This window comes from Schaalia sp. JY-X169 (assembly GCF_014069575.1).
In the GTDB taxonomy this organism is placed as follows: Bacteria; Actinomycetota; Actinomycetes; order Actinomycetales; family Actinomycetaceae; genus Scrofimicrobium.
The window spans coordinates 1,343,095-1,367,193 of sequence record NZ_CP059675.1 but is presented as its reverse complement, the minus strand read 5'-3'; the positions used below and the strand labels follow the sequence as shown (position 1 = coordinate 1,367,193).

The following is a 24,099-nucleotide window of genomic DNA, read 5'->3' as shown; positions in this document are numbered from 1 at the left end:
TAGTCCTCGGGTCTGTAGGTGGTTAGGTGAGCCTAACCTGAGAATCAAGGGGGTGGACTGTGATGTTGTGGGGCTACTCCGTCCTCCGCGCAGCGTGGGCAATGCCCAGCCAGGTATGCCGGTTGTTCCACCAGCACCAGCCCAGCTTTGCGGCATTCTTATTGGCAGCGGTGTCCCGGCCGGTGCCGTTGCTGATCCACAGGGCCGGGGTGCGTGCATCGAAGCCGACCTTTTTCCTCTTGCGTGAACCAATCGTCATGAAGCAGTGGTTTCGTTCCAGCAACCCGGGCCCGGAACTGGTAGGTGGGCACTGGAGCGCCCAAAAGATGCCCTCGATCATTGTGAGGGGAATGCGTTGGTCAGCGACGATTTGCTGCAATGCCTCGGCGGGGGAGGCGTTCGAGAACTCGTCGCCACGCCGCGGGTCTTCCAACAGGTACCAACCCTGGGGCAACTGCGTTGGTGTCGGCTCCGCGGTATCGAACACTTCAAACGAGGACGCGTCGGTAAAGTCCTCGACGACGAACCCGGGCTTACCGTCGAGCTCAACAAGGGCCATGAGGTCGGCATACGTGCACGGAATCCGGCTTGGAACCAGCAGGCATGGGCCGACTGCTAGGGGCTCCAGCGTTGCGGCTGCAGAGCGAAGATCGTCCTCGCCAACCTCCAAGAGAGTGGGAACTCCGAGGTGGATCAACCGCTGCGCCTGCTCGGTTACGGAAGGAAGCGCGTTTGGGTACAAGGTGCTCATTTGACGGATTGTGCCACGGCTCGCCCCGCCGCGATAGAGGTCCTACATCAATGCATCCCATTCCGGCAGGACGATCCACTCACGGTCAAGGGCGTCGATGACTCCGGGTGAGAGACGGGTTGGTGAGACCGCAACCTGGAAAACGTACTCATCAAACCAGTCGTCATCCATGGTGAAGAAGCCCTTCTTGCCGACTTCGTCACCCCAGCTGTTCTCGACACGCCAGCGCTTCGCATTCCCGTCCTCGTCCAAGTCGACGCCGACAAAAACCATGATGTGGGTGGCGTTCGTGTCCCGCATCCGCATTCTGTCGGCTTTGGACATGGAGTAGTCGACGCCATATAGGGCGTCGTAGTCATGCAGATGCGCCGACCAGATGCCCTCTTTTCTGGCAAACTGCTTTGCAACATCGCAGGCGAACCACACTGGTTCCCCGTCGCGCATGGAGGCGATGGTGGCCCTCTTCATTTCGTCCAATGACACTGAAATGTGAACGTAGGGGCTCCCGCCCTCCATGAACGGAAGGTTCGCGACAACGTACGCGTCGTCGACCGGGTGCTCTTCGCGGGGGTCGTGTGCAAGCACAACGTAGTCCGCCAGATCTGCGGGGAGATAGCGTTGGGCGAACTCAAGTGGGGTCACTACGCCCTCCGCGTGGAAATTCTTCTCTTTGTCGCGGTACTGCCAGGTGAAGGACGAGGGCGGTGTGCCGAGGTGGATGGCAAGAATCCGCCACACGTCTTCAAGAGTGGCGGTGCGAATGGCATCGCGGTCCTCGGGAACAGCGTTGCGAATTCGACCCACAGCCTTGCGCAGTACTGCTGACAGGGCTCGGTTCATCTGGTCTGTGTTTCCAGCCGATTCTGTGTCCGGCATCGCCCACACGGGGACCAGACCGTACTTAGTGACTAGGTCGACGAACTGGAACCAGTAGCCGCCATCGTCCCCGGCGTTATCCAGGATGCGGCGGACCTTCTCATTCTGCAGGGGCAGATCAGCGGTCTCGATGGCCTTTGCAAGGGTGTGATTGGCTTTCTCAAGTTTGTCGTGGAAGGCAACGAAGTTCTGGCTGAAAGCAAAGTCCTCCAGGCCAAGCTCGTTGATGATTTTTGCCCGAAGAACGTTGAGCCCAGAGAAGTTCCAGCACCGCCCAGACTTCTTTTGAGAGGTGACAGCCCAGGTGTCCAGGCGCTCCGATGTGGAGTCATCGAGGCGGTTGATGATGTCCCGATCGAGCGAGACTTCATCCGCCCCTTGCGCACTGACCGCGTTTTGCACGATGCGCGCGACGGGGTCACCGCGGAAGGCTTCCGCGCGCGAAGTGGTGAAGGTTGCGGGCAGTGCTGACGTTGACATAGATGACTCTCCTACATAAATCACTCAAGACCCTGCTGTGTTCCCGGCACTAGCAGAAGGGGTGCGATGGTCAACTGCAGTCTAGAACTCTTCGTGGGTTGCCGGATCCAGGTCGAGGACGCGACCGGCACGCGGGCTGCGACCTTCGCCTTCAGGGCCTTCCCCGAGCGCAGTAATAGCCGCGACCTCGGGTTCACTGAGATCCAGGTTCACTGACTCGAGGTTGGAGGCCAAGCGTTCCAGCGACGACGACTTGGGGATTGGCACCGCACCCCGGCTCATGTGCCAGGCGAGCACAACCTGCGCTGGCGTGGCGTCATGGGCCTCCGCGATGTCAACAATCGTCGGCTCTTCCAGCAGGGCCTTTCCCTTGCCCAGTGGCGTCCAGGCTTCAGTGATGATTCTCTTGCTCCGGTCATAGGCGACCTGGGTTGAATCGGGGAAGTATGGGTGGCACTGTATTTGGTTGACTTCCGGCACAACGCCTGTTTCTGCTTCAAGGCGCTCAATGTGCTCTGGCAGGAAGTTGGATACGCCGATCCACTTGACGAGGCCACGGTCGCGGGCGTCTATCAGTGCCTGCCACGCCTCCACGTACCGATCCACTTTGGGAAGGGGCCAGTGGATCAGGTAGAGGTCGATGTAGTCAAGGCCCGTCCTCAGCAGAGATTCTTCAATGGCGAGGACGGCATCGTCGTAGCGGTGGTGACGTCCGGGCAGTTTGGATGTGTAGATCAGTTGGTCGCGGGGGACTGACGATGCCCTGATTGCAGCACCAGTCGCGCCCTCGTTCTCATAGTTGAATGCGGAGTCAATAAGGCGATACCCCATGTCAATTGCAGCTTCGATCGCTTCGGCCCCGGCAATCCCGTTGAGTGTGTAGGTGCCAAGTCCGATCTTGGGTAGGGCTAGCCCTCCGTGCGAAGTTACGGTCTGTGTTGTCCCACCCGCCATGGTGCACTCCATTCCTCCGGGCCTCCGAGCAGCTCCGGCTTGGTTTGGGCTAGCGTACCTGAGTTACTTCGAAGCTGCGCTTGGGGTTGACAAAGGCTTCCTGGGCTTCAATCAGTAGCAGCTCTGAGGAGCCAGCATCATAGGTCGCCTCAAGCAGATCGAAGATGGAGGCCGCTGTGCGGGCAAGAGCCTGTGGCGCGGAACCAGTTTCAACCAGTGCTGATGCAAACAGTGCGGCGGTGACGTCCCCGGAACCTGAAGGGTGGAAGTCGAGGCGGGGTGTTTGCACCAGCCAGGCGCCCTCGTCATTGACCGCTAGCATTTCGATGGTTCCGGCAGGTGCGTCAGGACGGTCAACCGAAGTGACGAGGACGGTTGAAGGACCCTTAGCGCGAACCAGATCAACTGATTCCAGGGTCTCTTCGAGTGTGCGTGGTTCTGTCCCGGTGAGGAAGCCCAACTCAAACTGGTTAGGGGTGATGATGTCCGCTTGGGGCACCACCCTGTCGCGAACCAGGGCCTGCACCTCGGGTGAGACGAAGCAGCCCTTGATGGCACTTCCCAGTACCGGGTCGCAAGCGTAGAGCGCATTCGGGTTGCGCTCCTTCACCAACTTGACCGAATCGAGGATGGCGTCCCCGATGTCGTTGCCACCCTGGTATCCGGAAAGTACTAGTTCGGTGTCACCGAGCCCACCTCTGGTGTCGATGCCCGCAACAATGTCGCGGACGTTCTGCCCCGTCATCATCGGGCCCTTCCAATCCCCGTACCCCGTGTGATTGGAGAACATGACCGTATAAACCGGCATCACCTCATGTCCCATGCGCTGAAGAGGGAAGACGGCGGCAGAGTTGCCGACGTGGCCGTAGGAGACTGCGGACTGGATCGAAAGGATTCTCATAAAGACAATGTTGCACCTAAGTCCTAGATGCAGGCAATCTGCTTCCAACTGATGAATGTCACCGGCGCCCCCGCGGTAGGATTGCATCATGGACTCTAACGAGCTGCTGACGCGTCTGCGCGATGGAAATCTTAACGAAGTCTTGGCTGATCTTTACGGTTCAAGCGACTCTGAGCTTGATGCCGCAACGGAGCGGCTGATCCACCTGGTGGAGGTGTACGAGGACGTCTTTCCGGGCAATCCAGCGACACTATTTACCGCAGCTGGGCGAACCGAGATGGGTGGGAACCACACGGACCACCAGCACGGCCGGGTTCTGGCCGCATCGGTGAACATGGACATGGTTGCATGCGCGGGCCCAAATGGCACCAACGAAATCCGCATCCACCAGGAAGGCTTCGGTGACCTGGTCCTGGATGTGAGCGACCTGGCTCAAAAAGAGGCCGAGGTCGGGAAGTTCCCCTCTCTGGTCCGTGGGGTTGCCAGTGCGATTGCACAGCGCGGATACACCCTGGGTGGTTTCAATGCTGTCGTTGATTCCCAGGTTTTGGCTGGTTCCGGCCTTTCGTCCTCGGCCGCGTATGAGGTGCTGATTGGCAACATCCTCAACACGTTATTCTGCGATGGTGAACTGTCATCAATAGAGCTGGCCCAGATCGGCCAGTATGCAGAGAACGTTTACTTTGGGAAGCCCTCGGGTCTCATGGACCAGATGGCATGCTCGATTGGTGGGGTTGTCAGCATTGACTTCGGTGACCCGGCACATCCGCTCGTTGACGAGGTCGGTTTTGCCATGGCCGATTCCGGTCACGTCCTGTGCATTATCGATTCGGGTGCAGACCACGCGGATCTTACTGATGACTATTCCGCGATCACCCACGACATGGGTGCGGTCGCGAACTACTTCGGCCAGGACCACCTCAGGGACGTTGACGAAGAGATGTTTTGGGCGGATTTGGCCGGTGTCCGCGCCGCCACAAGCGATCGGGCGCTACTGCGAGCCATCCATTTCTTCCAGGACAATGCCCGCGTTCCCGTTCAGGCCAGCGCATTGGCAGGGGGACACTTCGATGATTTCCTAGACCTGGTCACTGAATCCGGCGTGTCCTCTGCGACGAACCTGCAGAACATCTATTCCGTATCTGCACCGGAGGGACAGGCGGTGGGTTTGACGATCGCCCTCGCTGAGAAGCTACTTGCTGGTCGGGGTGCAGTGCGCGTCCATGGCGGTGGCTTTGCCGGGACCGTGCAGGCATACGTCCCAGAGAATGAAGCAGCAGATTTCAAAGCCAATATCGAAGCGGTGTTGGGACCGAACATGTGTCATATCCTGCGTATCCGCCCAGTTGGTGGCGGAGTTATTGCGGGCTAGCAGCCTTGCGCGCTGTCGTACGAACTGAACTCATAGGGAAGAGAAGTGCTCGTGGCCGACGCCCAAACACGAACAGTCAGCAGATACATTGATGCCCTGGTGGATTACGCACATCAGCGGGGCTTGATTGAAGCCTCGGACCGGGTGTGGGCTCGCAACGGAGTCCTAGAAGAACTGCAGCGGGACACTTACGTGGCGGCCGATGAAGGTGAGCGGATTCGGGGCCTGGACGTGGCGCAAATCCTCGATGTCCTGACTGATGACGCGGTTGCTCGCGGCGTTGTCGAGCAGGACTCTGTGGTGTACCGCGACCTCTTCGATACTGCTCTCATGGGCCGACTAACTCCGCCGCCGCGCGAAGTTCGCCGCCGGTTCCGCGAACTTGCCGAGGTCGACCCCCAGTCCGCGACCGACTGGTACTACGCCCTTAGTCAAGACACCAACTACATTCGCCGCGATCGCATGGCGAAAGATGTTGCCTGGCAGAGCGCCACAGACTACGGGACAATCGACATGACGATTAACCTGGCGAAGCCTGAGAAGGACCCCAGAGCCATCGCGGCGGCACGCAACATGCCGGCAGCCGAATACCCGCTGTGCCTGCTGTGCGCAGAGAACGAAGGGTACGCGGGAAGACTCAATCACCCAGCCCGGCAGAACCATCGTTTGGTTCCGGTGACGATCAACAGCGCGCCCTGGTACATCCAGTACTCGCCATACGTCTACTACAACGAGCACTGCATCGTCTTCAATGAAGAGCACACACCGATGAAGATCGACCGGGCCGCGTTTGGGAAACTACTGGACTTTGTCGCTCAGTTTCCCCACTACTTTGTTGGGTCGAATGCGGACTTACCAATTGTCGGCGGGTCAATTCTCTCTCACGACCACTTCCAGGGGGGCCGATTCGAGTTCGCAATGGAGCGGGCACCCCTGCGTGAGACAGTCGAGTTCACCGGGTACGAGGACGTGGACGCCGGCATTGTCGAGTGGCCCATGTCGGTCCTGCGCCTCACCGCTGACGATCCACATCGACTGATTGACCTGGCCGACAAGATCCTCACGAAGTGGCGCGGTTACACGGACGAGGACGCCATGGTTCTTGCGGTCACGGATGGGGAACCCCATTCCACAATCACGCCGATTGCGCGCAGACGCGGCGCACGGTTTGAACTGGATCTGGTCCTCCGCAACAATCTCACCACCGAAGAGCACCCACTTGGTCTCTACCATCCCCACGCTGAACTGCACCACCTCAAGAAAGAGAACATCGGCCTGATTGAAGTTATGGGATTGGCCGTGCTTCCCGCCCGCCTCAAGGATGAACTGGCCGCGGTTGCGGACGGTCTAGTTGCCAGCGCAGACTTGCGGGAAAGCGAACTAACTGAAAAACATGCGGAGTGGGCTGAGGGGTTTGCAGATCGGGTCACTGCCGAAAATGCCCAGAAGGTGGTCGAGGACGAGGTGGGGAAGGCTTTTGCAACCGTCCTCGAACATGCGGGCGTGTACAAGAATGACCCTGAGGGAAGTGCCGCTTTCCAGCGGTTTATTTCCTACGTGAATGGAGAAGATTCAACCCTGTCAGCCTGAAGCTGAACAGTTTGCGGAAAGCGGTGACCGTGACTGCTGGCGCCTACACTTCCACTATGAGTACGTCCTCCGAGTCGCAACAAATCGTCACCATGCCGCAGCCCAGCATCGAGATGGCGAACTTTGCAAGGCAAATGCGTGACGACTTCACGCGCATGATGATGGAGTACCAGTTCGGTATTGATGAGGTCCTCACCAAGGTGACGATCCTTCGGGAAGAGTTCCTGCACTTGCAGAAGTACAACCCGATTGAGCACGTCACCTCCAGGGTTAAGTCTGCAGAATCCATTCTTTCGAAAATGAACCGTCGGGGGATTGCCCCTTCGGTTCAGGCGATTCGGGAGAATGTGCGGGACATAGCGGGGATACGCATCACCTGCAGTTTCAAAGCAGACACATATCGGGTGCTGCAGGCACTCAGTTCTCAGGATGACATTACAATCCTTGAGCTCAAGGACTATATCGCCAACCCTAAGCCCAATGGATACAAGAGTCTCCACGCGATTATTGAGATCCCCGTTTTCCTTTCTACGGGTCCGGTACGGGTGCCGGTGGAGATCCAGATCAGAACCATTGCTATGGATTTCTGGGCTGCGTTGGAGCACAAGATTTTCTACAAGTATGACGGTGAAGTGCCGGACCACATTGTCGAAGAGCTGACAGAAGCGGCTGCTGCGGCAGAGATCTTGGATCATCGTATGGAGCAGCTCCACCGCCAGGTACATGGCAACTCAAGCTTCGTTGAAGAGCCTGCGACCCCGGTTCTCAATGAGGAAGTACTCCAGCAACTGTGGGAACAGGCCCGCCGCTCAAGTTGACTCAGTGCTTCGTCTGCGTGAAATAGGCTGCTACCGCCTTTTCGAGGTTGGTGGGCCCATTCTGAAGAGCGACCTCTAAGGGAAGATCGCGTGGGCTGATTTCCACAATGTCCTTGATTCCATCCAAGATGTCGGATTTTTGACTGTTGACACGTCCAGCAAACACCACGGTTGGAATGCCGCGTTGTGCCGCCTGCTGGACAACGCCCATGACTGTTTTTCCACCCAGGGTTTGGGCATCGAAACTGCCTTCACCGGTGAGGAGGAGGTCTGCGCCAGACAGCGCATCAGGAAGTCCCACGATCTGAGAGATCAGGTCGACTCCAGACTTCGGTGTGGCGCCGAGGACCTCCATGAAGGCCCACCCCAACCCTCCGGCAGCGCCGGCACCGGGCCGTATGTGAGTGTTGGAAGTGCCGTCCGCTCCGGAGGCGGAATGGACGGCGCCCACCAGGCGTTCGAGAACCACTTCGAGTTGAGGAATATCATCGGGTGTAGCCCCTTTTTGAGGACCAAAAACCGCTGTCGCGCCCCGAGGTCCGAACAGGGGATTGTCGACATCCACTGCGACCTCGAGTTCACACTCGAAGATGCGTGGATCCAGCTGCCCTAGGTCAACCCGGGCAAGGCTCTTCAATCCCTGTGGGGTGGCCTCGACTGCATTTCCGTCCTCGTCCATAAGTCGCATACCGAGGGCAGCCAGTGCGCCGACGCCACCGTCGTTTGTGGAACTACCACCGAGCCCCACGGTGATTTTCCGGGCGCCCCAATCCAGTGCATCGCGGACGAGTTCGCCGACCCCGAACGATGACTGTCTCCAGATGTTCCTCTCTGAAGGAGGGACGGTTTGTAGCCCGATTGCTTCCGCAGACTCGATAAAGGCGTTACGTTGAACGCCATTCCAGGCATACCGCGTAGTTTTTGGTTGCCCGAGGGCGCCTTGGACGCACATCTGAACGGGAGCGAACCGGCTAGCAGGGGCGTTGAGTACGGTCTGCAAGGACCCTTCCCCACCGTCAGCCATCGGGCAGACGATTACATGAGCATGGGGGACAGCCGTCAGAAGGCCCCGCCTCATGGCCTCTGCAGCCATGGCTGCAGACATGGACTCTTTGAACGAGTCGGGTGCGATTACGACCTTCACATGTCGATTGTGGCAGTTCATGCCCACATCTGAGGTGACCCGACATAGGCTGGACCCATGTCTAGATCAGTGGAGGATGCGCTTTCCGACCTCCGACGCTTGGCTGACAATGCTGAGTCCTTCGATTTCGATATGCCGGTTGATGGAGGGGGACTCGCAGTTCGCAAGTCGGCCGTGCTACTTCTCTTTGGGAGCCTTGATGCGGTTCCCGCAGCCACGCCTCTCGGCGCGGTACCACCGGAGTTGGACGTCCTCCTGCTTCGCCGCTCCACCACGCTCAGCCACCACCCCGGGCAGATTGCCTTTCCCGGGGGAGGGGTCGAGCCCGGTGACTGCAGCCCATTTGCCACCGCGGTAAGGGAAGCAGCAGAGGAAACCGGCTTGGAACCGGCGGGAGTCACCGACCTGGGGCCCCTCACGACCGCACTGATTCCAAACAGCGGTAACCTGGTGACCCCGGTCCTAGCCTGGTGGCACAAAGCCTCACCGCTGGTACCAGATGGGACAGAAACGGCTGACGTGTTTCGGGTGCCAGTCGGTGAGCTTCTGGACCCAGTGCGACGGGGTGTCTCCATACTGAACCATTCCGGCACGCGGTTTACGGGTCCCATGTTCGTCCTCGGACCCCAGTTCGGGGGCCACATTGTCTGGGGTTTCACGGCAATGATCCTTTCCCGACTATTCGATGAGCTGGGGTGGACGATTCCGTGGGACCGAAGTCGCGTCAAAAGCGTGACCTCTTCCATATAGTTGGGTAGAGGGGGCGAGATGGCGACGAAGACAGACTCAGCAAGCACCGACCTTGAGAAGGTGCACGGCGGATGGCGACCTCCCGGCAACTGGGCGCTAAAAGTGACGATGGCAGTGACCGGCCTGATCTGGGTGGCGTTCGTGCTGATCCACCTCTACGGCAACCTCAAAGTCTTCATTGGCCCCGATTCCTTCAACACCTACGCCCACTGGCTTCGCCACGCGTTCTACCCGCTCTTTCCCGAGGGATTCATACTCTGGGCCATGAGGATCATCCTTGTGGTGGCACTCTTGCTTCATGTCTGGGCGGCTACCATCGTGTGGCTGCGAGGACGCAGAGCGGGCGGCAAGAGCGCACGCATCAATCTGCGGGACCGAGCACGCGGCGGCCGGGGCACCGTGAAGTCAGTTTCTGCGCAGTTGATGCCATACACGGGCGTAGCGATTCTCGCCTTCCTGATCATGCACGTTCTTGACCTCACCCTTGGAGCCTCTCCCGTCGCACCCGTGGAGTTTGCGGGGCACACCGAATCGGCCTCCTACGCCTACGCGAACCTGGTTGCCTCGTTTCAGAGACCTTGGATGGCTGCCATCTACCTTCTTGTGATGGTGTTGCTTTCTGCGCACGTGTTCCACGGGGTGCAAACCGCTGGGCAAGACCTCGGAGCAATGGGTTACCGCTTGCGGCAGGTGCTGGTTTGGGTGGGCGGCTTGTGCGCGCTGGTGATTTTGGCGGGCAATGGCTTTATTCCGGTGGCGGTGCAGATGGGGTGGTTGTCATGAGTTTTGGGATTTCTTGGCAAAAGCGCGGCAAAACGACCCGGCCTTTTGTGGCTCCGCCCTCGTCGGCGCCACGTGTCCAAGTTGGGTCTACGGTGGATTCCGGAGTTCCGGACGGAGACCCAGAGACCGCGTGGGCGCGCCGCAAAGACCAGTACCGCCTTGTTAGTCCGCTCAACCGCAGTAAGTTCACCGTCGTTGTAGTTGGGACAGGACTGGCCGGAGCGGGCGCTTGCGCGACCCTTGGCGAACTCGGCTACAACGTTGAGGCAGTCACGTACCATGATGCTCCGCGACGGGCCCACTCAGTTGCTGCACAGGGAGGCATAAACGCCGCCCGAGCACGCAAGGTCGACGGAGACTCGCTAGGTCGGTTCGTGAAAGATACCGTCAAGGGCGGAGACTTTCGAGGGCGCGAAGCAGAGGCATTTCGCCTTGGTGAGGAGTCGGTACGCGTCATCGACCACATGAACGCTATTGGAGCGCCGTTTGCCAGGGAGTATGGAGGGACGCTTGCGACGCGTTCCTTTGGTGGGGTGCAGGTTTCCAGGACGTACTACACGCGGGGTCAGTCGGGTCAGCAGTTGCAGATCGCTGCAGCTCAAGCACTATTGCGGCAGGTTGATCGCGGCCGGGTCACGCTGCACACCAGAACCGAGATGCTCGACCTCATCGTCAAGGATGGTGAGGCGCGCGGGGTGGTTGTCCGCGACTTGGTGACCGGTGAGGTACGCGCAATTCCTGCTCACGCCGTTATCTTGGCGACCGGCGGATACGGGTCCGTCTACTACTACTCAACGCTAGCGTTGAACTCAAATGCCACGGCAGCGTGGAGGGCTCACATGCGTGGGGCGTGGATGTCACACCCCAGTTTCGTGCAGTTCCACCCCACCGCACTGCCCGTTAACTCCCCGTGGCAGTCCAAAACGATTCTGATGAGCGAATCTCTTCGTAATGACGGAAGGATCTGGGTCCCAAAGGTTGCGGGCGATTCCCGCGCGCCGGGTGAGATCCCAGAGTCGGAGCGGGACTACTACCTAGAGCGAAAGTATCCGGCATTTGGAAACCTGGCTCCGCGCGACATTTCGTCGAGGGCGGCAACTGAGCAGATCAACCTCGGTAAGGGCGTGGGTCCGCTGAAGAACTCGGTGTACCTCGATTTCTCAGACGCAATCTCGAAAGTGGGCGCTAAGACGATTGGTGAACGCTACGGGAACCTCTTCACCATGTACCAGCACGCAACGGGAGAGGACCCATACACCGTCCCCATGCGCATTGCCCCGGGAGCTCACTTCACGATGGGGGGCCTGTGGACGGACTATGACCTGATGAGCAACATTCCCGGCCTCTTTGTGGGTGGGGAAGCAGGCTGGAGCTATCACGGCGCAAACCGACTGGGGGCAAATTCGCTGCTCAGTGCGTGTGTTGACGGCTGGTTCACCCTGCCGTTCTCCGTTCCCAACTACTTGGCGCCGCATTTGGGGGAAACTCTGATCGACGAGGACGACCCAGCGGTGCTCGCGACGGTTCGCGATGTCTCAACCAGGGTGAGCAGACTCCTTGAAGTTGGCGGAGACGTCAGCCCAGGAGCCTTCCACCGCGAACTGGGCGACATTCTCTATAGGGGTTGCGGGGTTGAGCGTTCTGAGACATCGCTGACTGAGGCAAGGCGCGAAGTGATTGAGCTCCGGGAGAGGTTCTGGAGGGAAGTTTCCGTGCCCGGATCGGGAGAAAACATCAACCAAACCCTCGAAAAAGCAGGTAGGGTCGCCGACTTCTTGGATTTGGCTGAGCTAATGATCGTTGACGCCTTAGACCGCCGCGAATCAGCCGGGGCCCACTTCCGCAGCGAGTACCAGGTTGATGGCGAAGCAAAGCGAGATGACAGGAACTGGGCGTTTGCCTCAGCGTGGCAGAGCGCCCGGGACTCATCGGGGCGACTGTCCTTCATCCGCCATTGCGAACCGCTCACCTTCACTGCGGTCCCACTTGCCACAAGGAGCTACGCATGAAACTCAAGTTGGAGGTCCTTCGCCAGGACAATGCTGATGCCAACCCACGCTGGGAACGTTTCACGGTGGACGACCTCGACGAATCGATGTCCATCCTTGAGGTCCTTGACCGGCTCAACGAACGTTTGGTCTCTGCGGGTCGGGACGCCGTCACGTTTGAGTCGGACTGTCGAGAAGGTATCTGCGGTGCCTGTGGGATCACGGTAAATGGATTTCCTCACGGCCCAGAAGAGAACACGCCCGCCTGCCACCAGCGCCTGCGCTCCTTCCAAGATGGGCAGACGGTACGCATTTCTCCCCTCGGCTCAGCGGCATATCCTGTCATTCGGGATCTCATGGTTGATCGGCGCGCACTAGACGCGGTGATTGAAGCCGGTGGCTACGTCAGCATCGACACGGGCACTGCCCCGGACGCCGAAGCGGTGCCGGTGGACCACACAACTGTAGAGAACGCTCTGGACTTCGCGGCATGTATCGGGTGTGGTGCGTGTGTGGCGGCCTGTCCTAATGGGTCAGCCAACCTGTTTGTCGGGTCGAAGCTGATGCACCTGTCTCTCCTGCCGCTCCCCGCTGAGGAGCGTGCCCGCAGGGCCAAGCGCATGGTCGAAGTGGCGGATCAGAACTTTGGCCCCTGTTCCAACTACGGCGAATGCGCGATCGTCTGCCCGGCTTCAATCCCCCTGTCGGCGGTCGCGGCAGTGAATCACGAACGGTTGCGCTCAGGCATGCTCCGTCGCCTTTTTCCCCAGCGGGGCTAGTCGGCGGTAGATTGACATCATGTCTGAACTTGAGAAAGTACTCGCTGCGAACGCTGAATACGTCGAAGCGTATCCATACCCGGAAGATTTGCCGCACCGACCGACTCGCAAGATCGCGGTACTAACCTGCATGGATTGCAGACTGGAGCCTGATCGAGCTCTGGGATTGTCAGTTCCTGAGGCTCACTACATCCGCAATGCGGGAGGGCGGGCATCAGATGATGCACTGCGATCTCTAGTGGCTTCCACCCGACTACTGGGCACTGACGAAATCTTTGTAGTTCAGCATCTTGATTGCGGAATGTCGGGGACGACTCAGGCGGGAATCGTCGAGGTGCTTGCTCGCGAGAACCTCGCGCTGGAAGCCCCCGCGTCGATGGTTGATTGGCTTACCATTGGTGACCCGGAGGCGACCGTTCGGGCGGATGTAGAGATCATCCGGAACTATCCGCTACTTTCCGCAGATGTCACAGTGCGCGGTTTCCTACTGGACCCCAAGACGGGGGCACTTTTACCGGTGACAGATGCGGACTGACCGCGGGGTCTTTCGCCTGCTTCGGCTCCTCACCGCGTGGCTGGCAGTGGGCCTGTTCCAACTGTTCCATGTCGATCCAACTTCAACCCCGGTCGGCCTCGTCATCGTTGGTTTTATCGCTCTCCTCGGGGTGATTATCTTCGCCTCCTTTGGCGTCCTCGCCGAAGCCAACGCACTGGCCAAGCGGCTGGGGGAGCCGTACGGGTCTCTGATTCTCACGCTCTCAGTCGTGGTGATCGAAGTGGTCCTGATTGCGGCTGTCATGCTTGGGCCCAGTCCCGCGCCCACGATCGCACGTGACTCCATCTACTCGGTAATGATGATCATCCTCAACCTGGTTGTCGGTGTCGCGATTGTCATCGGGGCCCGCCGCAACGGCCCCCAGCGGTTCAATCCTGGCGGCACCCGCATCTATCTGGTCTTGATCACCACGCTCGCACTGGCAACCTTCCTCGGCCCCGTCGTTTTCCGCCCTTACACTGGCTCATTCCCAACGGCTGCGGCCCTCATCCTGGCGAATGTTGTGGGCGTGGGCTACGCGGTGTTCCTGGTCTTCCAAATTGGCCGAGGACGGAATCTTTTTCGAGCTCCACATACGGGTGGGGTGGCTCTTAAGGGACACGGTCGCACTGACGAGAAAACCTCTCCAGCGAAAGCGTCACCAGTTGACTCACTTGCCGCGAGGTTCCTGATCCTTGTCGCGCTCCTGGTAGCCATCGCCATGTTGGCGGAACACCTGGCAACCCTCATCGACTTCGGGGTCAGTGAGTTGCATCTGCCTATCGCCCTCGGGGGCGTGGTGATCGCGGCCATTGTCTTCACACCAGAAACGCTGACCACCCTGCGGGCGGCGCTCAACAATGAGATGCAGCGGGTTGTCAACCTCTGCCTTGGCGCTTTTGTTTCCACCGTTGGTTTGACCGTGCCATCCGTCCTCGTCATCGGGGTGGTGACAGGCAACGTTGTCGTATTTGGCTTGCGTGGGTTGGATGTTGCGTTGCTTCTGGCAACGCTGATCCTGCTGTGGGTCACGTATACCCGGCGGCGGACGACCGTGCCATTAGGGGTGGCACACCTGGTTCTTTTTGCAGGCTTCGCCGGATCGGTATTCATCGCCTAGGTCAGGGCTAAGCTCGGTACAAATGTCAAAGCGGAGTCGTGAGAAGCGAGGCTAATGTGAACTGGGTTGACAACACAATCTGGTGGCATCTTTATCCCCTGGGATTCGTCGGCGCCCCAATTCGCGATCAGGGTGGCGACGAGGGCGAGAGCCACCGTCTGCTCCAAGTAATCGACTGGCTTGATTACGCCACACAGTTGGGTGTTTCAGGCATCCTGTTCGGTCCTCTCTTCCTTTCTTCCTCTCATGGTTACGACACCCTTGATCAGTTCACAATCGATCCTCGACTGGGAACTGAAGAGGACTTCGACCTACTTCTTGCGGAATGCAAGAAGCGTGGGCTGCGGGTTCTTCTCGATGGGGTGTTCAGCCATGTGGGGTCCCAGAATCCCCAGGTTCTCGCTGCACTGGCTGAAGGGCCCGACTCGCCCGACGCCGACCTCTTCGACATTGACTGGGATGCAAGCGGTGGTCCGCAACCGCGCGTTTTTGAAGGCCACGGTTCACTGGTGCGTCTCAACCATGCGAGCCCGGCGGCGCAAACCTACGTGTCTGAGGTGATTAACCACTGGTTGGGTAAGGGCATCGACGGGTGGCGGCTGGACGCTGCTTACTCGGTGGCCCCGTGGTTTTGGGCGAAGATCCTCCCGGCGGCGCGTGAGGCATACCCGGACGCCTGGTTCCTGGGTGAAGTCATCCACGGCGACTATGTCGAGTTTGTTGAAGAGTCGACAGTTGATTCTGTTACGCAGTACGAACTGTGGAAGGCGATCTGGTCCAGCATCCTGGATGAGAACTTCTTCGAGCTCGACTGGGGTTTGAAGAGACACAACGACTTCTTGGAGCACTTTGTTCCCAACACATTCGTTGGCAACCATGACGTGACCAGAATTGCTTCCACTCTTGGCGCGAATGGGGCCGTGATTGCGTTCGCGATCCTCATGACCGTTGGGGGGATACCATCGGTTTACTACGGGGATGAGCAGGGCTTCACTGGTATCAAGGAAGAGAATGTTGCGGGGGATGACGCAATCCGCCCGAGGATGCCCGAGACGCCAGATGGCCTACTTGGCTTCGGCAAAGCAACACTTGAGTCGCACAAAGCGTTGATTGCGCTGAGGCGTCGCAACCCGTGGCTGGTCCGCGCCACCACTGAGCCCGTGCTTGTTGAGCACACACGATACGTCTACCGGACCATATCCGAGGACGGAAGGCGACACATCGAAACCGCTATCAGCCTAGAAGGCGCTGGAAGTGTCGTGATTCGCGACCAGGACGGGGTCATCCTTTGGGGCAAGCCCACCATCTAGGGGTGCAGGAGGCAGAGACACAAGATGGAAGCAGCAGAAAATGGTGGAACGCCCCGCGCGGCTACCCTGTCGCGCTCGGATATCCCCGGAGCGCAGCGACTAGTTATCAAGGTTGGCTCATCCTCTCTGACGCGCCCTGACGGTCACCTTGATCTTGGCGCCGTGGGCCGCCTGACTAAGACGATTGCCGCCGCCCGAGGTCGAGGCCAGGAAGTTGTGCTGGTTTCATCGGGTGCCCAGGCGGCCGCTATGGGTCCCCTGGGATTGAAGTGCAAGCCGCGCACGTTGTCCGGTGCTCAAGCGGCTGCAAGCGTTGGGCAGGGTCTGTTGATTGCCGAATACACCAGGCAGTTCGCTGAACTTGGCTACATTGTTGGCCAGGTCCTCCTCACGGCCGAGGACGTCTTGCGGCGCACCAACTATAAGAATGCGCGCCGCGCCCTCGACACACTCTTGTCTCTGGGGGTGATTCCTATTGTCAATGAGAATGACACGGTCGCAACTGATGAGATCCGCTTTGGGGACAATGACAAACTTGCCGCGCTGACGGCTCACTTGGTGCACGCAGACGCCCTCGTTCTTCTCACGGATGTGGATGCGCTTTATGACAAGAATCCTCGGCTGCCCGACGCTGCGCGGGTCCGATCCATCCGGAGTTTCTCCGAGGCGGAGAGGCTCGATGTTGGCACGCGGGGAACCGCTTTTGGCACAGGCGGGATGATCACGAAGATTCAGGCAGCGGCCATGTCGATGTCGTCGGGTGTCCCGGTGTTGCTGACCTCGGCCCAGAATGCGGGTGCGGCGCTGGCGGGGGAAGAGGTGGGTACTTGGTTTGAGGCGACGGCCAGTCGGCTTCCGGCTCGCCAGCTCTGGCTTGCCTATGCGGCGGATATTCGGGGACAGATTCTGGTGGACGAGGGCGCCGCCCGGGCGGTGGCCGATCGCAATGCCTCGTTGCTTCCTGCGGGTGTGGTCGGATCAGAGGGGGAGTTCATCGCGGGTGACGCGGTGGAAATTGTGGCCCCGGATGGCGCAATTGTCGCACGGGGCCTGGCTGGCTTCTCTTCACCGCGGATTCCCCAGATTGCGGGCTTGTCCATGGCGGGTGTCGAGGAGACGCTGGGGGAGAGGTACGCGCACGAGGTGGTTCACCGCGATGAGCTGGTGGTAATGGCGCGTCACCGGCGGGTGCGTTAGGCGCGTCACCCCGTCCGGCTCGTCGTCCACAAAGTGGCGCCCTTGGCAGACGAGGGCCCGCCGGTCTAGGTTGTCGGTATGACTTTCCCCACGAGTGAGACCTTCTCTACTGCCCACGAGTCGTCATCCGCAGAAGCCGGAGTCGTGGACATTGCCCGGCGAGCAAAGGTTGCTGCCCGCTCTCTAGCGACTGCATCAACCGACACAAAGAACCGTGCCCTTGAGGCCGTCGCGGATGCGCTGCTCGTGAATCAGCAGAGGATCCTCACGGCAAACCAGGCAGATGTTGACCGAGAGAGGGAAGCGGGCTTGGATGAGGGCCTGCTGGATCGACTCGCGCTGGATGAGGGCCGTCTGCGCGGAATTGCGGGCGCTCTGCGCGACCTCGCGACTCTGCCCGATCCCGTGGGCGAGGTCGTCCGCGGCTCAACTTTGCCGAATGGGATCCGCCTGCGCCAGCTGCGGGTGCCGATGGGTGTCGTTGGAATGATCTACGAAGCCCGTCCCAACGTGACAGTGGATGCTGCGGGTATCGCCCTGAAGAGTGGGAACGCGGTCATCCTCCGCGGCGGCAGTGCAGCATTGGAGAGCAACACCGCCCTCGTCGACGTAATCGCTGCCGCCCTCGTGCAACAGGGGCTACCAGCGGACTTGGTGCAGTCTATCGACAGGTATGGGCGCGCCGGTGCGGTCGCCCTGATGAGAGCGCGCGGTTTGGTTGATGTCCTAGTGCCTCGCGGTGGCGCGAACCTGATTCAGACAGTGGTGCGTGAAGCATCAGTGCCGGTGATTGAAACCGGGGTGGGAAACTGCCACGTCTACGTTGACGCGCAAGTAGATGAAGACCAAGCCCTAGCGATCGCAATCAACTCAAAGACGCACCGGATTTCGGTGTGCAATGCGACTGAGACGATTTTAGTGAACGAGGTCGTGGCGCCGAGTTTCCTTCCGCGGCTACTTGTCGCGCTCGCGGAGGGGGGCGTGACGATTCACGGCGACGCGCACACGCAGGCTCTCGCTCCCAGCGGTGTTGATGTCCTGACGGCAACGGACGAGGATTGGGCAACCGAGTATCTATCGATGGATGTCGCGGTACGGGTGGTGCCGGACCTGGATTCCGCCCTCGAACACATTCGCCTGTGGTCGTCGGGACATACCGACGCCATCTGCACGACGTCGCTTCTGTCTAGCGAACGCTTTACGGCCGAGGTCGATTCCGCCGTTGTGAATGTGAATGCCTCAACCAGATTCACGGACGGGGGAGAGTTTGGACTTGGGGCAGAAATCGGCATCTCTACCCAAAAGCTGCATGCCCGCGGGCCGATGGGTCTGGCCGAACTCACCACCACGAAATGGATTGTGGTGGGAGATGGCCATATTCGGCAGTGAGGGCCGGGGTTTAGGAGTAGATGACCTCGAAGGTTTCAATGACCACTTTGTTTGAGGGGTCATCTTCGGCCCATTCGGTCTTGACATCCGTATCTGAGACCAGGGCTACAGGTTCGCCGTTTCCATCGCAGATGATTGACATGTCACCGGGGGCGGGCAGCGGCGCACCCTGATCGGTGAAGTCGTTCAGTGGCGTCGTAAAGGTGGTCTTCTTGCCAGCGAGGACCTCTTGAGCGACGCGCGTGGCCTCCGCTTTATCATCGGAAAACTGGAACGCTGGAGGCATCAGGCCCGCTTCAGTCTGTTCTCCAAAGAGGGCGCTGTCCGAGTGAACCTCTATTTCATCTGCCGCACCTGCCCAAAACTCGTTAACTCTCTGGATGTTGGGAGGGGTAGCTTCGTATGATTTAGTCATGGCGCAAGTTTACCCAGGTGGGCGCGCGTCGTACCGAACGAAAGGGAAGTTCAATGAAGACTTACATCCTGCCCCAGACAGATGTTGTTGCGCCCAGGGTCGTTTCGGGTCAGATGCGAATTGCAGATAAGAGCAACGAGGCGATTCGGGCCCTCTATGATGCGGCACGCGCCGGTGGAGTCAACTACTTTGACCACGCGGACATCTACGGCAATGACTGGCACCAGTGTGAACGTAAGTTTGCTGATGCCCTTCAACTATCGAGCCTTGAACGTGATGAGATTATTCTGCAGACCAAGTGCGGAATCATTCGCGGAGAGGGCTACTACGACCTGTCCTATGACCACATTATGAAGCAGGTTGACGGGTCTCTTGAGGCGCTGGGAACCGACTACATTGACTTCCTTCTGTTGCACCGCCCAGACGCCCTCGTCGAACCTGAAGAGGTTGCGCGGGCCTTTGACGACTTGCATCGCTCTGGGAAAGTCCGCCATTTTGGGGTTTCCAATCACACTCCGCGCCAGATTGATGTCTTGAAGACGGCGGTCAAGCAACCTTTGGCAATCAACCAGTTGCAGCTTTCTCTGACAAACTGTCCAATCGTTACTCAAGGGATTGCTTCAAACATGGCCAGGGAATCCCAATCTGTTGTCATTGATGGGGGTGGGGTGCTGGACTACTGTCGCGCAAACCAGATCACGGTCCAGGCCTGGTCGCCATTCCAAGCACGCTTCTTTGATGGCACCTTCCTGGGTAACCCCCAGTTTGCGCCCCTCAACAAGGTGATTGCGCGTCTAGCAAAGAGTTATGGGGTTGCCGAGGAGGCCATCGTTGCGTCGTGGATTACCCGCCATCCCGCAAAGATGCAGGTGGTGCTTGGTACCACCACGCCGGATCGTCTTCGCGCCGTAGCTGATGGGACCGTGGAGTTAACGCGCAAGGAATGGTATGGACTGTTCCGGGCTGCCGATCATATTGTTCCCTAAGTCGTAATCCCGCTCCAAAATACCCCGGGGGGCGTATGCTTGAGACGAGGACGTCATCGAATGAGCGACGTCCTCGTTCACGCGTACATCATCAAGGGAGAGAATGCGCATGGCCAACATAGTGGTGTTGGGCGCCGGCGTTTCAGGGCACACAGCAGCCTTGCATTTGCGTCGCATGCTTGGCAAAGAACACAGCGTGACGGTTGTTACGCCAAATCGGGACTGGAACTGGATTCCATCAAACATCTGGGTTGGTGTTGGAACAATGCCTCAGCAGAAGGTCTTGTTTCCACTTGCCCCGATATACAAGAAAAAGGGCATCAACCTGGTGCAAGCGAAGGCCACCCAGATTTGGCCGAACGGTGGTGATGGCGTCGATAGTGGATTCGTTGAGGTTGAGAGCACGCTGCCCGAGCAAGAAGGACGCAGGGCGCGCATCCCTTACGACTATCTGATCAACGCAACAGGCCCCAAGCTGCGCTTTGAAGCGACGCCGGGGCTGGGTCCGGATCAGGGTGAGACTGTTTCGGTGTGCACCGCCGACCACGCTGTACATGCGGCAAGGGAGTTGGACGCGCTGATTGAGCGTGCCAGAGCGGGTCAGAAGCAGGTTGCAGTGGTCGGCACGGGTCATGGCACATGCACCTGTGAGGGCGCTGCCTTCGAGTATGTTTTCAACGTCGACGATCGACTTCGTAAAGCCGGAGTTCGCGACATGGTTCGGCTCGTCTTCCTCACAAATGAGGCGGAACTCGGCGACTTTGGCGTCGATGGCATGACCTTCGTCGACCGAGGTTTTGAGACCTCTTCTGAACTGTGGACTGGGTCGCTGTTCAGGGAGCGCAACGTCGAGGCCATCCTTGGAACTGCGGTCGAGCAGATCGCCGATGGCGTCATTACGTATGAGACGCTCGATGGTGAGAAGCACAAGCTATCGTTCGATTTCGCGATGCTGCTTCCCCCGTTCGGTGGGGTCCCACTCAAGGCTTTCGATGCTGACGGTACGGATATCTCTGAAAAGATGTTCGCCCCGTCCGGGTTTATGAAGGTTGACGCCGACTACACGCCGAAGCCTTACGAGGAGTGGCGAGCCGCGGACTGGCCCAAGACCTATGAAGCCCCGTTGTTCCCCAACGTGTTTGCAGTCGGTATTGCGTTTGCTCCACCCCACCAGATCTCGCGCCCTCGGACTACTCCAAACGGGACCATGATCGCACCTGCTCCGCCGAGGACGGGAATGCCTTCGGGCGTCATGGGCAAGGCTGTGGCTCAGACCATCGCTAAACGAATCAAGGACCCCAATGCGACTGCAGTATCTGCTTCCATGGCAAACATGGGGGCTGCGTGTGTTGCGTCCGCAGGTACGGGAATGACGCAGGGTTCTGCTGCTGCGATGACAATGATGCCGGTCGTACCTGACTACGTGAAGTACCCGACGGGTCGCGACATCAAAGACACTCGCGGAGACATTGGATTGTCCGGGCACTGGGTGAAGCTGATGTTGCACTACCTATTCATCTACAAGGCGAAGGCTAACCCCTTCTGGTTCTTGATTCCGGAGTGACTGAGATGACAAGTGAGAAGGCGGAAGCAATGTCGGAATCGACTACTACTGACAAGTATGTTGGGGGACCAGTTGCAGACCTTGCAGCTGCACCCCTGCCAACCGACGCAACCTTGCGGGCAAGGAAGTCCTTGATCCCGCAGTTTGTGAAGTTTGTTGGGTTTGATCTAACTATCATGCGTATGGTCCTGAAAGGCCATTCGCACGACTAGCGCAGGTGGTTAGCAGGAGTTAAATGGGGTGTGTGGAGACAATCCACACACCCCGCTCTTGATACCCCATGGGGTATAGTAAACGTCGTTGAAATCAAATAAATAGTCGTTGAAATCAAACAATAGGAGGACCACCCGCATGCGCACAGTTGTCGTTGGGGGAGTAGCAACAGGGATGAGTGCGGCTGCGCGCCTGCGCCGCCTCGATGAAACCGCAGAGATCATTGTCCTTGAGAAGGGCCCCTACGTTTCTTACGCGAACTGTGGTTTGCCATATTACGTCGGTGGAGAGATAGAGGATGGCGCCGCACTGCTGGTGCAGACCCCCGAGAAGCTGCGGGCCGCTCTCAATCTGGACGTACGCACCGGTCACGAAGTGGTCGGCGTGGATGCTGAGGCAAAGACCGTCATGGTTCGCAGCGGGGACGGCGAGGACGTCCTGCATTATGACAACCTGATCCTTGCTCCGGGTGCGGTTGCGCTGCGTCCCGACCTACCCGGGTTTGACTCGGAACAGGTTTGGCACATGCGTACTGTTCCCGATGCCCTAGAGATGCGCAAGCGTGTCCTAGAGGGCAGCGTTAGGCAGGCAGTTGTTCTGGGTGCTGGGTTCATCGGGTTGGAAGCTGCCGAGGCCTTGGCTCATCAAGGCGTGAAAACCACGATCGTTGAGTTGGCGCCTCACGTACTTCCGCCGACTGAACCGGAAGTTGCGGCACGGGTGACCTCAGAACTACACCGCCTGGGCATTGAGACAGTGACCGGCGTGGCAGCAGCAAGTATCGAACCATCCGGAGATGCCGTGGACGTTGTCCTAGCGGATGGGCGCCGCCTGCCAGCAGACCTGGTTGTTCTCTCCATTGGTGTTCGCCCGGCTACCACGGTGTTCGAGGCCGCGGGCCTGAAAACTGAACGCGGTGCACTGGTGGTTGACCGTCACGGTCGGACTAACCTCCCAGGCATTTGGGCAGGAGGCGACGCCGTTGCTTCGCCGGATCCGCTCACGGGTGCACTGCGCCCGGTACCTTTGGCCGGACCTGCCAACAGGGCCGGTCGCCTCATCGCTGATGACATTGCGCGGGGCGCAGGCACGACTGAAGTGCAAGCGCGGCAGTTTGCTGTGCCGCTGGGCACTGCAGTTGTTCGGGTCGGCAAATTTACTGCAGCCATGACCGGAGCGAACCGTCGCGCCCTCGACGCTTCGGGAATCGACTACCACACGGTTTACACTCACCCCAACGACCACGCAGCATATTTCCCCGGTGCGACGCAGATCCACATGGTCGTGCACTTCTCAAAGGCAGACGGCACGCTCCTGGGTGCCCAGGCAGTTGGAGAAAACGGCGTCGAGAAGAGAATCGACGTGCTGGCGACCGCGATGAGGGGCGGACTGAAGGTTGATGACCTCATTGACCTGGACCTGTCTTACTCGCCCCCTTACGGCAGTGCAAAGGATCCCGTCAACATGATTGGCTACTACGGTCAGAATGTTATGGATGGGGTTACAAAGCTGTGGTATGCGAGCGAGATCCCCGAGGTTCTAGAGAACAGCCTGGTCTTGGATGTTCGCAGTGCAAGCGAGTTTGCCTCAGGGCATCTGGAAGGGGCTCTCAACATTCCTCACACGGAGTTGCGGGCACGCCTTGACGAGGTGAGAGAGGCGGCAGGGGGACGCCCAGTCCGGGTCCACTGCCAGTCGGGTGTGCGGTCCTTCCTCGCGGAACGGATCCTCGTCCAAGAAGGGTTCGATGATGTTCGCAATCTGTCAGGGGGCATGCTGACCATTCGTGATGCGATTGCCGGGGGCGTTATTCCCGAGGTTGAGATCATCAAGTAGGGCTCGATGCAGTACTTCAATAACTTCAACAAAGTAGCAAAGTAACAACAAAGGATTGAAAACTATGTGTTCACCAGTTAAGTGCAAGACCTGCGGTAAGACAACATGGAGTGGCTGTGGGCAGCATGTGGCCGCAGTTAAGGCCAGCGTTCCCAAGGGACAGTGGTGCGACGGGCACCCGAAGTCCGAATCCTCAAAGGGCGGCTTCTTCAGCTTCGGTCGTAAGTAGACACAGTTTCGGCCGCAGCGTGGGAGACCCCCAGGCATGCGGAGCCGCCTAGGCTCACATAACGATGTGATTTTAGGTCAAACCGGGCCTGCCCGGCTCCGTATGTCCTAAGTCGCTCC

22 protein-coding genes are annotated in these 24,099 nt (G+C 59.0%); 16 read left to right on the top strand and 6 right to left on the bottom strand.

The features are described from left to right. Window positions 1–73: 73 nt before the first annotated feature. The 4 genes from H2O65_RS06035 to pdxY form a co-directional block, all read right to left on the bottom strand. Window positions 74–751, bottom strand: coding sequence for a DUF5701 family protein (locus tag H2O65_RS06035; RefSeq protein ID WP_182140873.1), 678 nt, complete (start codon window positions 749–751; stop codon window positions 74–76). 42 nt (window positions 752–793) lie between these two features. Continuing rightward, window positions 794–2,107, bottom strand: coding sequence for an aminopeptidase C (locus H2O65_RS06030; RefSeq protein WP_182140872.1), 1,314 nt, complete (start codon window positions 2,105–2,107; stop codon window positions 794–796). Window positions 2,108–2,188: 81 nt separating this feature from the next. Further along, window positions 2,189–3,061 carry an aldo/keto reductase gene (locus tag H2O65_RS06025; protein WP_182140870.1) on the bottom strand — a complete coding sequence of 291 codons (873 nt, stop codon included), beginning with the start codon at window positions 3,059–3,061 and terminating at the stop codon, window positions 2,189–2,191. A gap of 49 nt (window positions 3,062–3,110) precedes the next feature. Next, window positions 3,111–3,962, bottom strand: coding sequence for a pyridoxal kinase PdxY (pdxY, locus tag H2O65_RS06020; RefSeq protein WP_182140868.1), 852 nt, complete (start codon window positions 3,960–3,962; stop codon window positions 3,111–3,113). 88 nt (window positions 3,963–4,050) lie between these two features. Between pdxY and H2O65_RS06015 the strand changes: the two genes are divergently transcribed. From H2O65_RS06015 to H2O65_RS06005, 3 genes are read left to right on the top strand one after another with little or no spacing between them, the layout of a single operon-like run. Then, on the top strand, window positions 4,051–5,334 hold the full coding sequence (locus tag H2O65_RS06015; protein WP_182140867.1) for a galactokinase family protein: 1,284 nt from the start codon (window positions 4,051–4,053) through the stop codon (window positions 5,332–5,334). Window positions 5,335–5,385: 51 nt separating this feature from the next. Further along, a complete protein-coding gene (gene galT / locus H2O65_RS06010; RefSeq protein ID WP_220458715.1) occupies window positions 5,386–6,924 on the top strand; it encodes a UDP-glucose--hexose-1-phosphate uridylyltransferase in 1,539 nt (512 codons plus the stop codon). 56 nt (window positions 6,925–6,980) lie between these two features. Beyond that, window positions 6,981–7,742 carry a GTP pyrophosphokinase family protein gene (locus H2O65_RS06005; protein ID WP_220458714.1) on the top strand — a complete coding sequence of 254 codons (762 nt, stop codon included), beginning with the start codon at window positions 6,981–6,983 and terminating at the stop codon, window positions 7,740–7,742. Window position 7,743: 1 nt separating this feature from the next. Here the strand turns inward: H2O65_RS06005 and H2O65_RS06000 are convergent, their stop codons facing one another. Continuing rightward, window positions 7,744–8,907, bottom strand: a complete 1,164-nt coding sequence (locus H2O65_RS06000; RefSeq protein WP_220458713.1) for a glycerate kinase — start codon at window positions 8,905–8,907, stop codon at window positions 7,744–7,746. A gap of 36 nt (window positions 8,908–8,943) precedes the next feature. On the opposite strand from H2O65_RS06000, the gene H2O65_RS05995 reads away from it, so the two are divergent. The 9 genes from H2O65_RS05995 to H2O65_RS05955 all read left to right on the top strand — a co-directional run bounded on the left by H2O65_RS05995 (window position 8,944) and on the right by H2O65_RS05955 (window position 18,737). Next, a complete protein-coding gene (locus H2O65_RS05995; protein ID WP_182140865.1) occupies window positions 8,944–9,636 on the top strand; it encodes a CoA pyrophosphatase in 693 nt (230 codons plus the stop codon). Window positions 9,637–9,654: 18 nt separating this feature from the next. Then, entirely contained in the window at window positions 9,655–10,419 is a 765-nt protein-coding gene (locus H2O65_RS05990) for a succinate dehydrogenase cytochrome b subunit (RefSeq protein ID WP_220458712.1), read from the top strand. Then, window positions 10,416–12,428: a fumarate reductase/succinate dehydrogenase flavoprotein subunit gene (locus H2O65_RS05985; protein ID WP_182140863.1), complete on the top strand. Its 2,013-nt coding sequence runs from the start codon at window positions 10,416–10,418 to the stop codon at window positions 12,426–12,428. The genes H2O65_RS05990 and H2O65_RS05985 overlap by 4 nt, the downstream gene beginning before the upstream one ends. Beyond that, window positions 12,425–13,186, top strand: a complete 762-nt coding sequence (locus H2O65_RS05980) for a succinate dehydrogenase/fumarate reductase iron-sulfur subunit (RefSeq protein ID WP_182140862.1) — start codon at window positions 12,425–12,427, stop codon at window positions 13,184–13,186. The genes H2O65_RS05985 and H2O65_RS05980 overlap by 4 nt, the downstream gene beginning before the upstream one ends. Window positions 13,187–13,205: 19 nt before the next feature. Continuing rightward, entirely contained in the window at window positions 13,206–13,721 is a 516-nt protein-coding gene (locus H2O65_RS05975) for a carbonic anhydrase (protein ID WP_182140860.1), read from the top strand. Beyond that, window positions 13,711–14,841, top strand: a complete 1,131-nt coding sequence (locus H2O65_RS05970; protein ID WP_182140858.1) for a calcium:proton antiporter — start codon at window positions 13,711–13,713, stop codon at window positions 14,839–14,841. Before H2O65_RS05975 ends, H2O65_RS05970 begins: the two co-directional genes overlap by 11 nt. Before the next feature lie 38 nt (window positions 14,842–14,879). Beyond that, complete coding sequence (locus tag H2O65_RS05965) at window positions 14,880–16,151, top strand: alpha-amylase family protein (RefSeq protein ID WP_259349465.1); 1,272 nt, start codon at window positions 14,880–14,882, stop codon at window positions 16,149–16,151. 24 nt (window positions 16,152–16,175) lie between these two features. Further along, window positions 16,176–17,348: a glutamate 5-kinase gene (proB, locus tag H2O65_RS05960; RefSeq protein ID WP_182140856.1), complete on the top strand. Its 1,173-nt coding sequence runs from the start codon at window positions 16,176–16,178 to the stop codon at window positions 17,346–17,348. A 78-nt stretch (window positions 17,349–17,426) separates the two neighbouring features. After that, window positions 17,427–18,737, top strand: a complete 1,311-nt coding sequence (locus H2O65_RS05955; protein ID WP_182140854.1) for a glutamate-5-semialdehyde dehydrogenase — start codon at window positions 17,427–17,429, stop codon at window positions 18,735–18,737. A 10-nt stretch (window positions 18,738–18,747) separates the two neighbouring features. On the opposite strand, the gene H2O65_RS05950 is transcribed toward H2O65_RS05955, so the two are convergent. Further along, window positions 18,748–19,152: a hypothetical protein gene (locus H2O65_RS05950; protein WP_182140852.1), complete on the bottom strand. Its 405-nt coding sequence runs from the start codon at window positions 19,150–19,152 to the stop codon at window positions 18,748–18,750. Between the two features lie 53 nt (window positions 19,153–19,205). Here H2O65_RS05950 and H2O65_RS05945 point away from each other — a divergent pair, with 53 nt between their 5' ends. From H2O65_RS05945 to H2O65_RS05930, 4 genes are all read left to right on the top strand, one after another. Continuing rightward, window positions 19,206–20,138 carry an aldo/keto reductase family oxidoreductase gene (locus H2O65_RS05945; RefSeq protein WP_182140850.1) on the top strand — a complete coding sequence of 311 codons (933 nt, stop codon included), beginning with the start codon at window positions 19,206–19,208 and terminating at the stop codon, window positions 20,136–20,138. A 109-nt stretch (window positions 20,139–20,247) separates the two neighbouring features. After that, the gene (locus H2O65_RS05940) at window positions 20,248–21,702 is read left to right on the top strand and encodes an NAD(P)/FAD-dependent oxidoreductase (RefSeq protein WP_182140848.1); all 1,455 of its coding nucleotides are present in this window, start codon (window positions 20,248–20,250) and stop codon (window positions 21,700–21,702) included. Between the two features lie 5 nt (window positions 21,703–21,707). Further along, window positions 21,708–21,914: a hypothetical protein gene (locus tag H2O65_RS05935; RefSeq protein WP_220458711.1), complete on the top strand. Its 207-nt coding sequence runs from the start codon at window positions 21,708–21,710 to the stop codon at window positions 21,912–21,914. A 139-nt stretch (window positions 21,915–22,053) separates the two neighbouring features. After that, entirely contained in the window at window positions 22,054–23,751 is a 1,698-nt protein-coding gene (locus H2O65_RS05930; protein ID WP_182140846.1) for an FAD-dependent oxidoreductase, read from the top strand. Window positions 23,752–24,099 lie beyond the last annotated feature (348 nt).

What these genes read in the sequence shown, in the direction of transcription:
- H2O65_RS05955 (WP_182140854.1), top strand. Translation starts at nt 17,427, where the DNA reads ATGACTTTCCCCACGAGTGAGACCTTCTCTACTGCCCACGAGTCGTCA.
- H2O65_RS05945 (WP_182140850.1), top strand. Translation starts at nt 19,206, where the DNA reads ATGAAGACTTACATCCTGCCCCAGACAGATGTTGTTGCGCCCAGGGTC.
- H2O65_RS05970 (WP_182140858.1), top strand. Translation starts at nt 13,711, where the DNA reads ATGCGGACTGACCGCGGGGTCTTTCGCCTGCTTCGGCTCCTCACCGCG.
- pdxY (WP_182140868.1), bottom strand. Translation starts at nt 3,962, where the DNA reads ATGAGAATCCTTTCGATCCAGTCCGCAGTCTCCTACGGCCACGTCGGC.
- H2O65_RS06000 (WP_220458713.1), bottom strand. Translation starts at nt 8,907, where the DNA reads ATGAACTGCCACAATCGACATGTGAAGGTCGTAATCGCACCCGACTCG.
- H2O65_RS05995 (WP_182140865.1), top strand. Translation starts at nt 8,944, where the DNA reads ATGTCTAGATCAGTGGAGGATGCGCTTTCCGACCTCCGACGCTTGGCT.
- H2O65_RS05985 (WP_182140863.1), top strand. Translation starts at nt 10,416, where the DNA reads ATGAGTTTTGGGATTTCTTGGCAAAAGCGCGGCAAAACGACCCGGCCT.
- H2O65_RS05975 (WP_182140860.1), top strand. Translation starts at nt 13,206, where the DNA reads ATGTCTGAACTTGAGAAAGTACTCGCTGCGAACGCTGAATACGTCGAA.
- H2O65_RS05930 (WP_182140846.1), top strand. Translation starts at nt 22,054, where the DNA reads ATGCGCACAGTTGTCGTTGGGGGAGTAGCAACAGGGATGAGTGCGGCT.
- H2O65_RS06005 (WP_220458714.1), top strand. Translation starts at nt 6,981, where the DNA reads ATGAGTACGTCCTCCGAGTCGCAACAAATCGTCACCATGCCGCAGCCC.
- H2O65_RS05935 (WP_220458711.1), top strand. Translation starts at nt 21,708, where the DNA reads ATGACAAGTGAGAAGGCGGAAGCAATGTCGGAATCGACTACTACTGAC.
- H2O65_RS06025 (WP_182140870.1), bottom strand. Translation starts at nt 3,061, where the DNA reads ATGGCGGGTGGGACAACACAGACCGTAACTTCGCACGGAGGGCTAGCC.
- H2O65_RS05980 (WP_182140862.1), top strand. Translation starts at nt 12,425, where the DNA reads ATGAAACTCAAGTTGGAGGTCCTTCGCCAGGACAATGCTGATGCCAAC.
- H2O65_RS06015 (WP_182140867.1), top strand. Translation starts at nt 4,051, where the DNA reads ATGGACTCTAACGAGCTGCTGACGCGTCTGCGCGATGGAAATCTTAAC.
- H2O65_RS05950 (WP_182140852.1), bottom strand. Translation starts at nt 19,152, where the DNA reads ATGACTAAATCATACGAAGCTACCCCTCCCAACATCCAGAGAGTTAAC.
- proB (WP_182140856.1), top strand. Translation starts at nt 16,176, where the DNA reads ATGGAAGCAGCAGAAAATGGTGGAACGCCCCGCGCGGCTACCCTGTCG.
- H2O65_RS06030 (WP_182140872.1), bottom strand. Translation starts at nt 2,107, where the DNA reads ATGTCAACGTCAGCACTGCCCGCAACCTTCACCACTTCGCGCGCGGAA.
- H2O65_RS06035 (WP_182140873.1), bottom strand. Translation starts at nt 751, where the DNA reads ATGAGCACCTTGTACCCAAACGCGCTTCCTTCCGTAACCGAGCAGGCG.
- H2O65_RS05990 (WP_220458712.1), top strand. Translation starts at nt 9,655, where the DNA reads ATGGCGACGAAGACAGACTCAGCAAGCACCGACCTTGAGAAGGTGCAC.
- H2O65_RS05940 (WP_182140848.1), top strand. Translation starts at nt 20,248, where the DNA reads ATGGCCAACATAGTGGTGTTGGGCGCCGGCGTTTCAGGGCACACAGCA.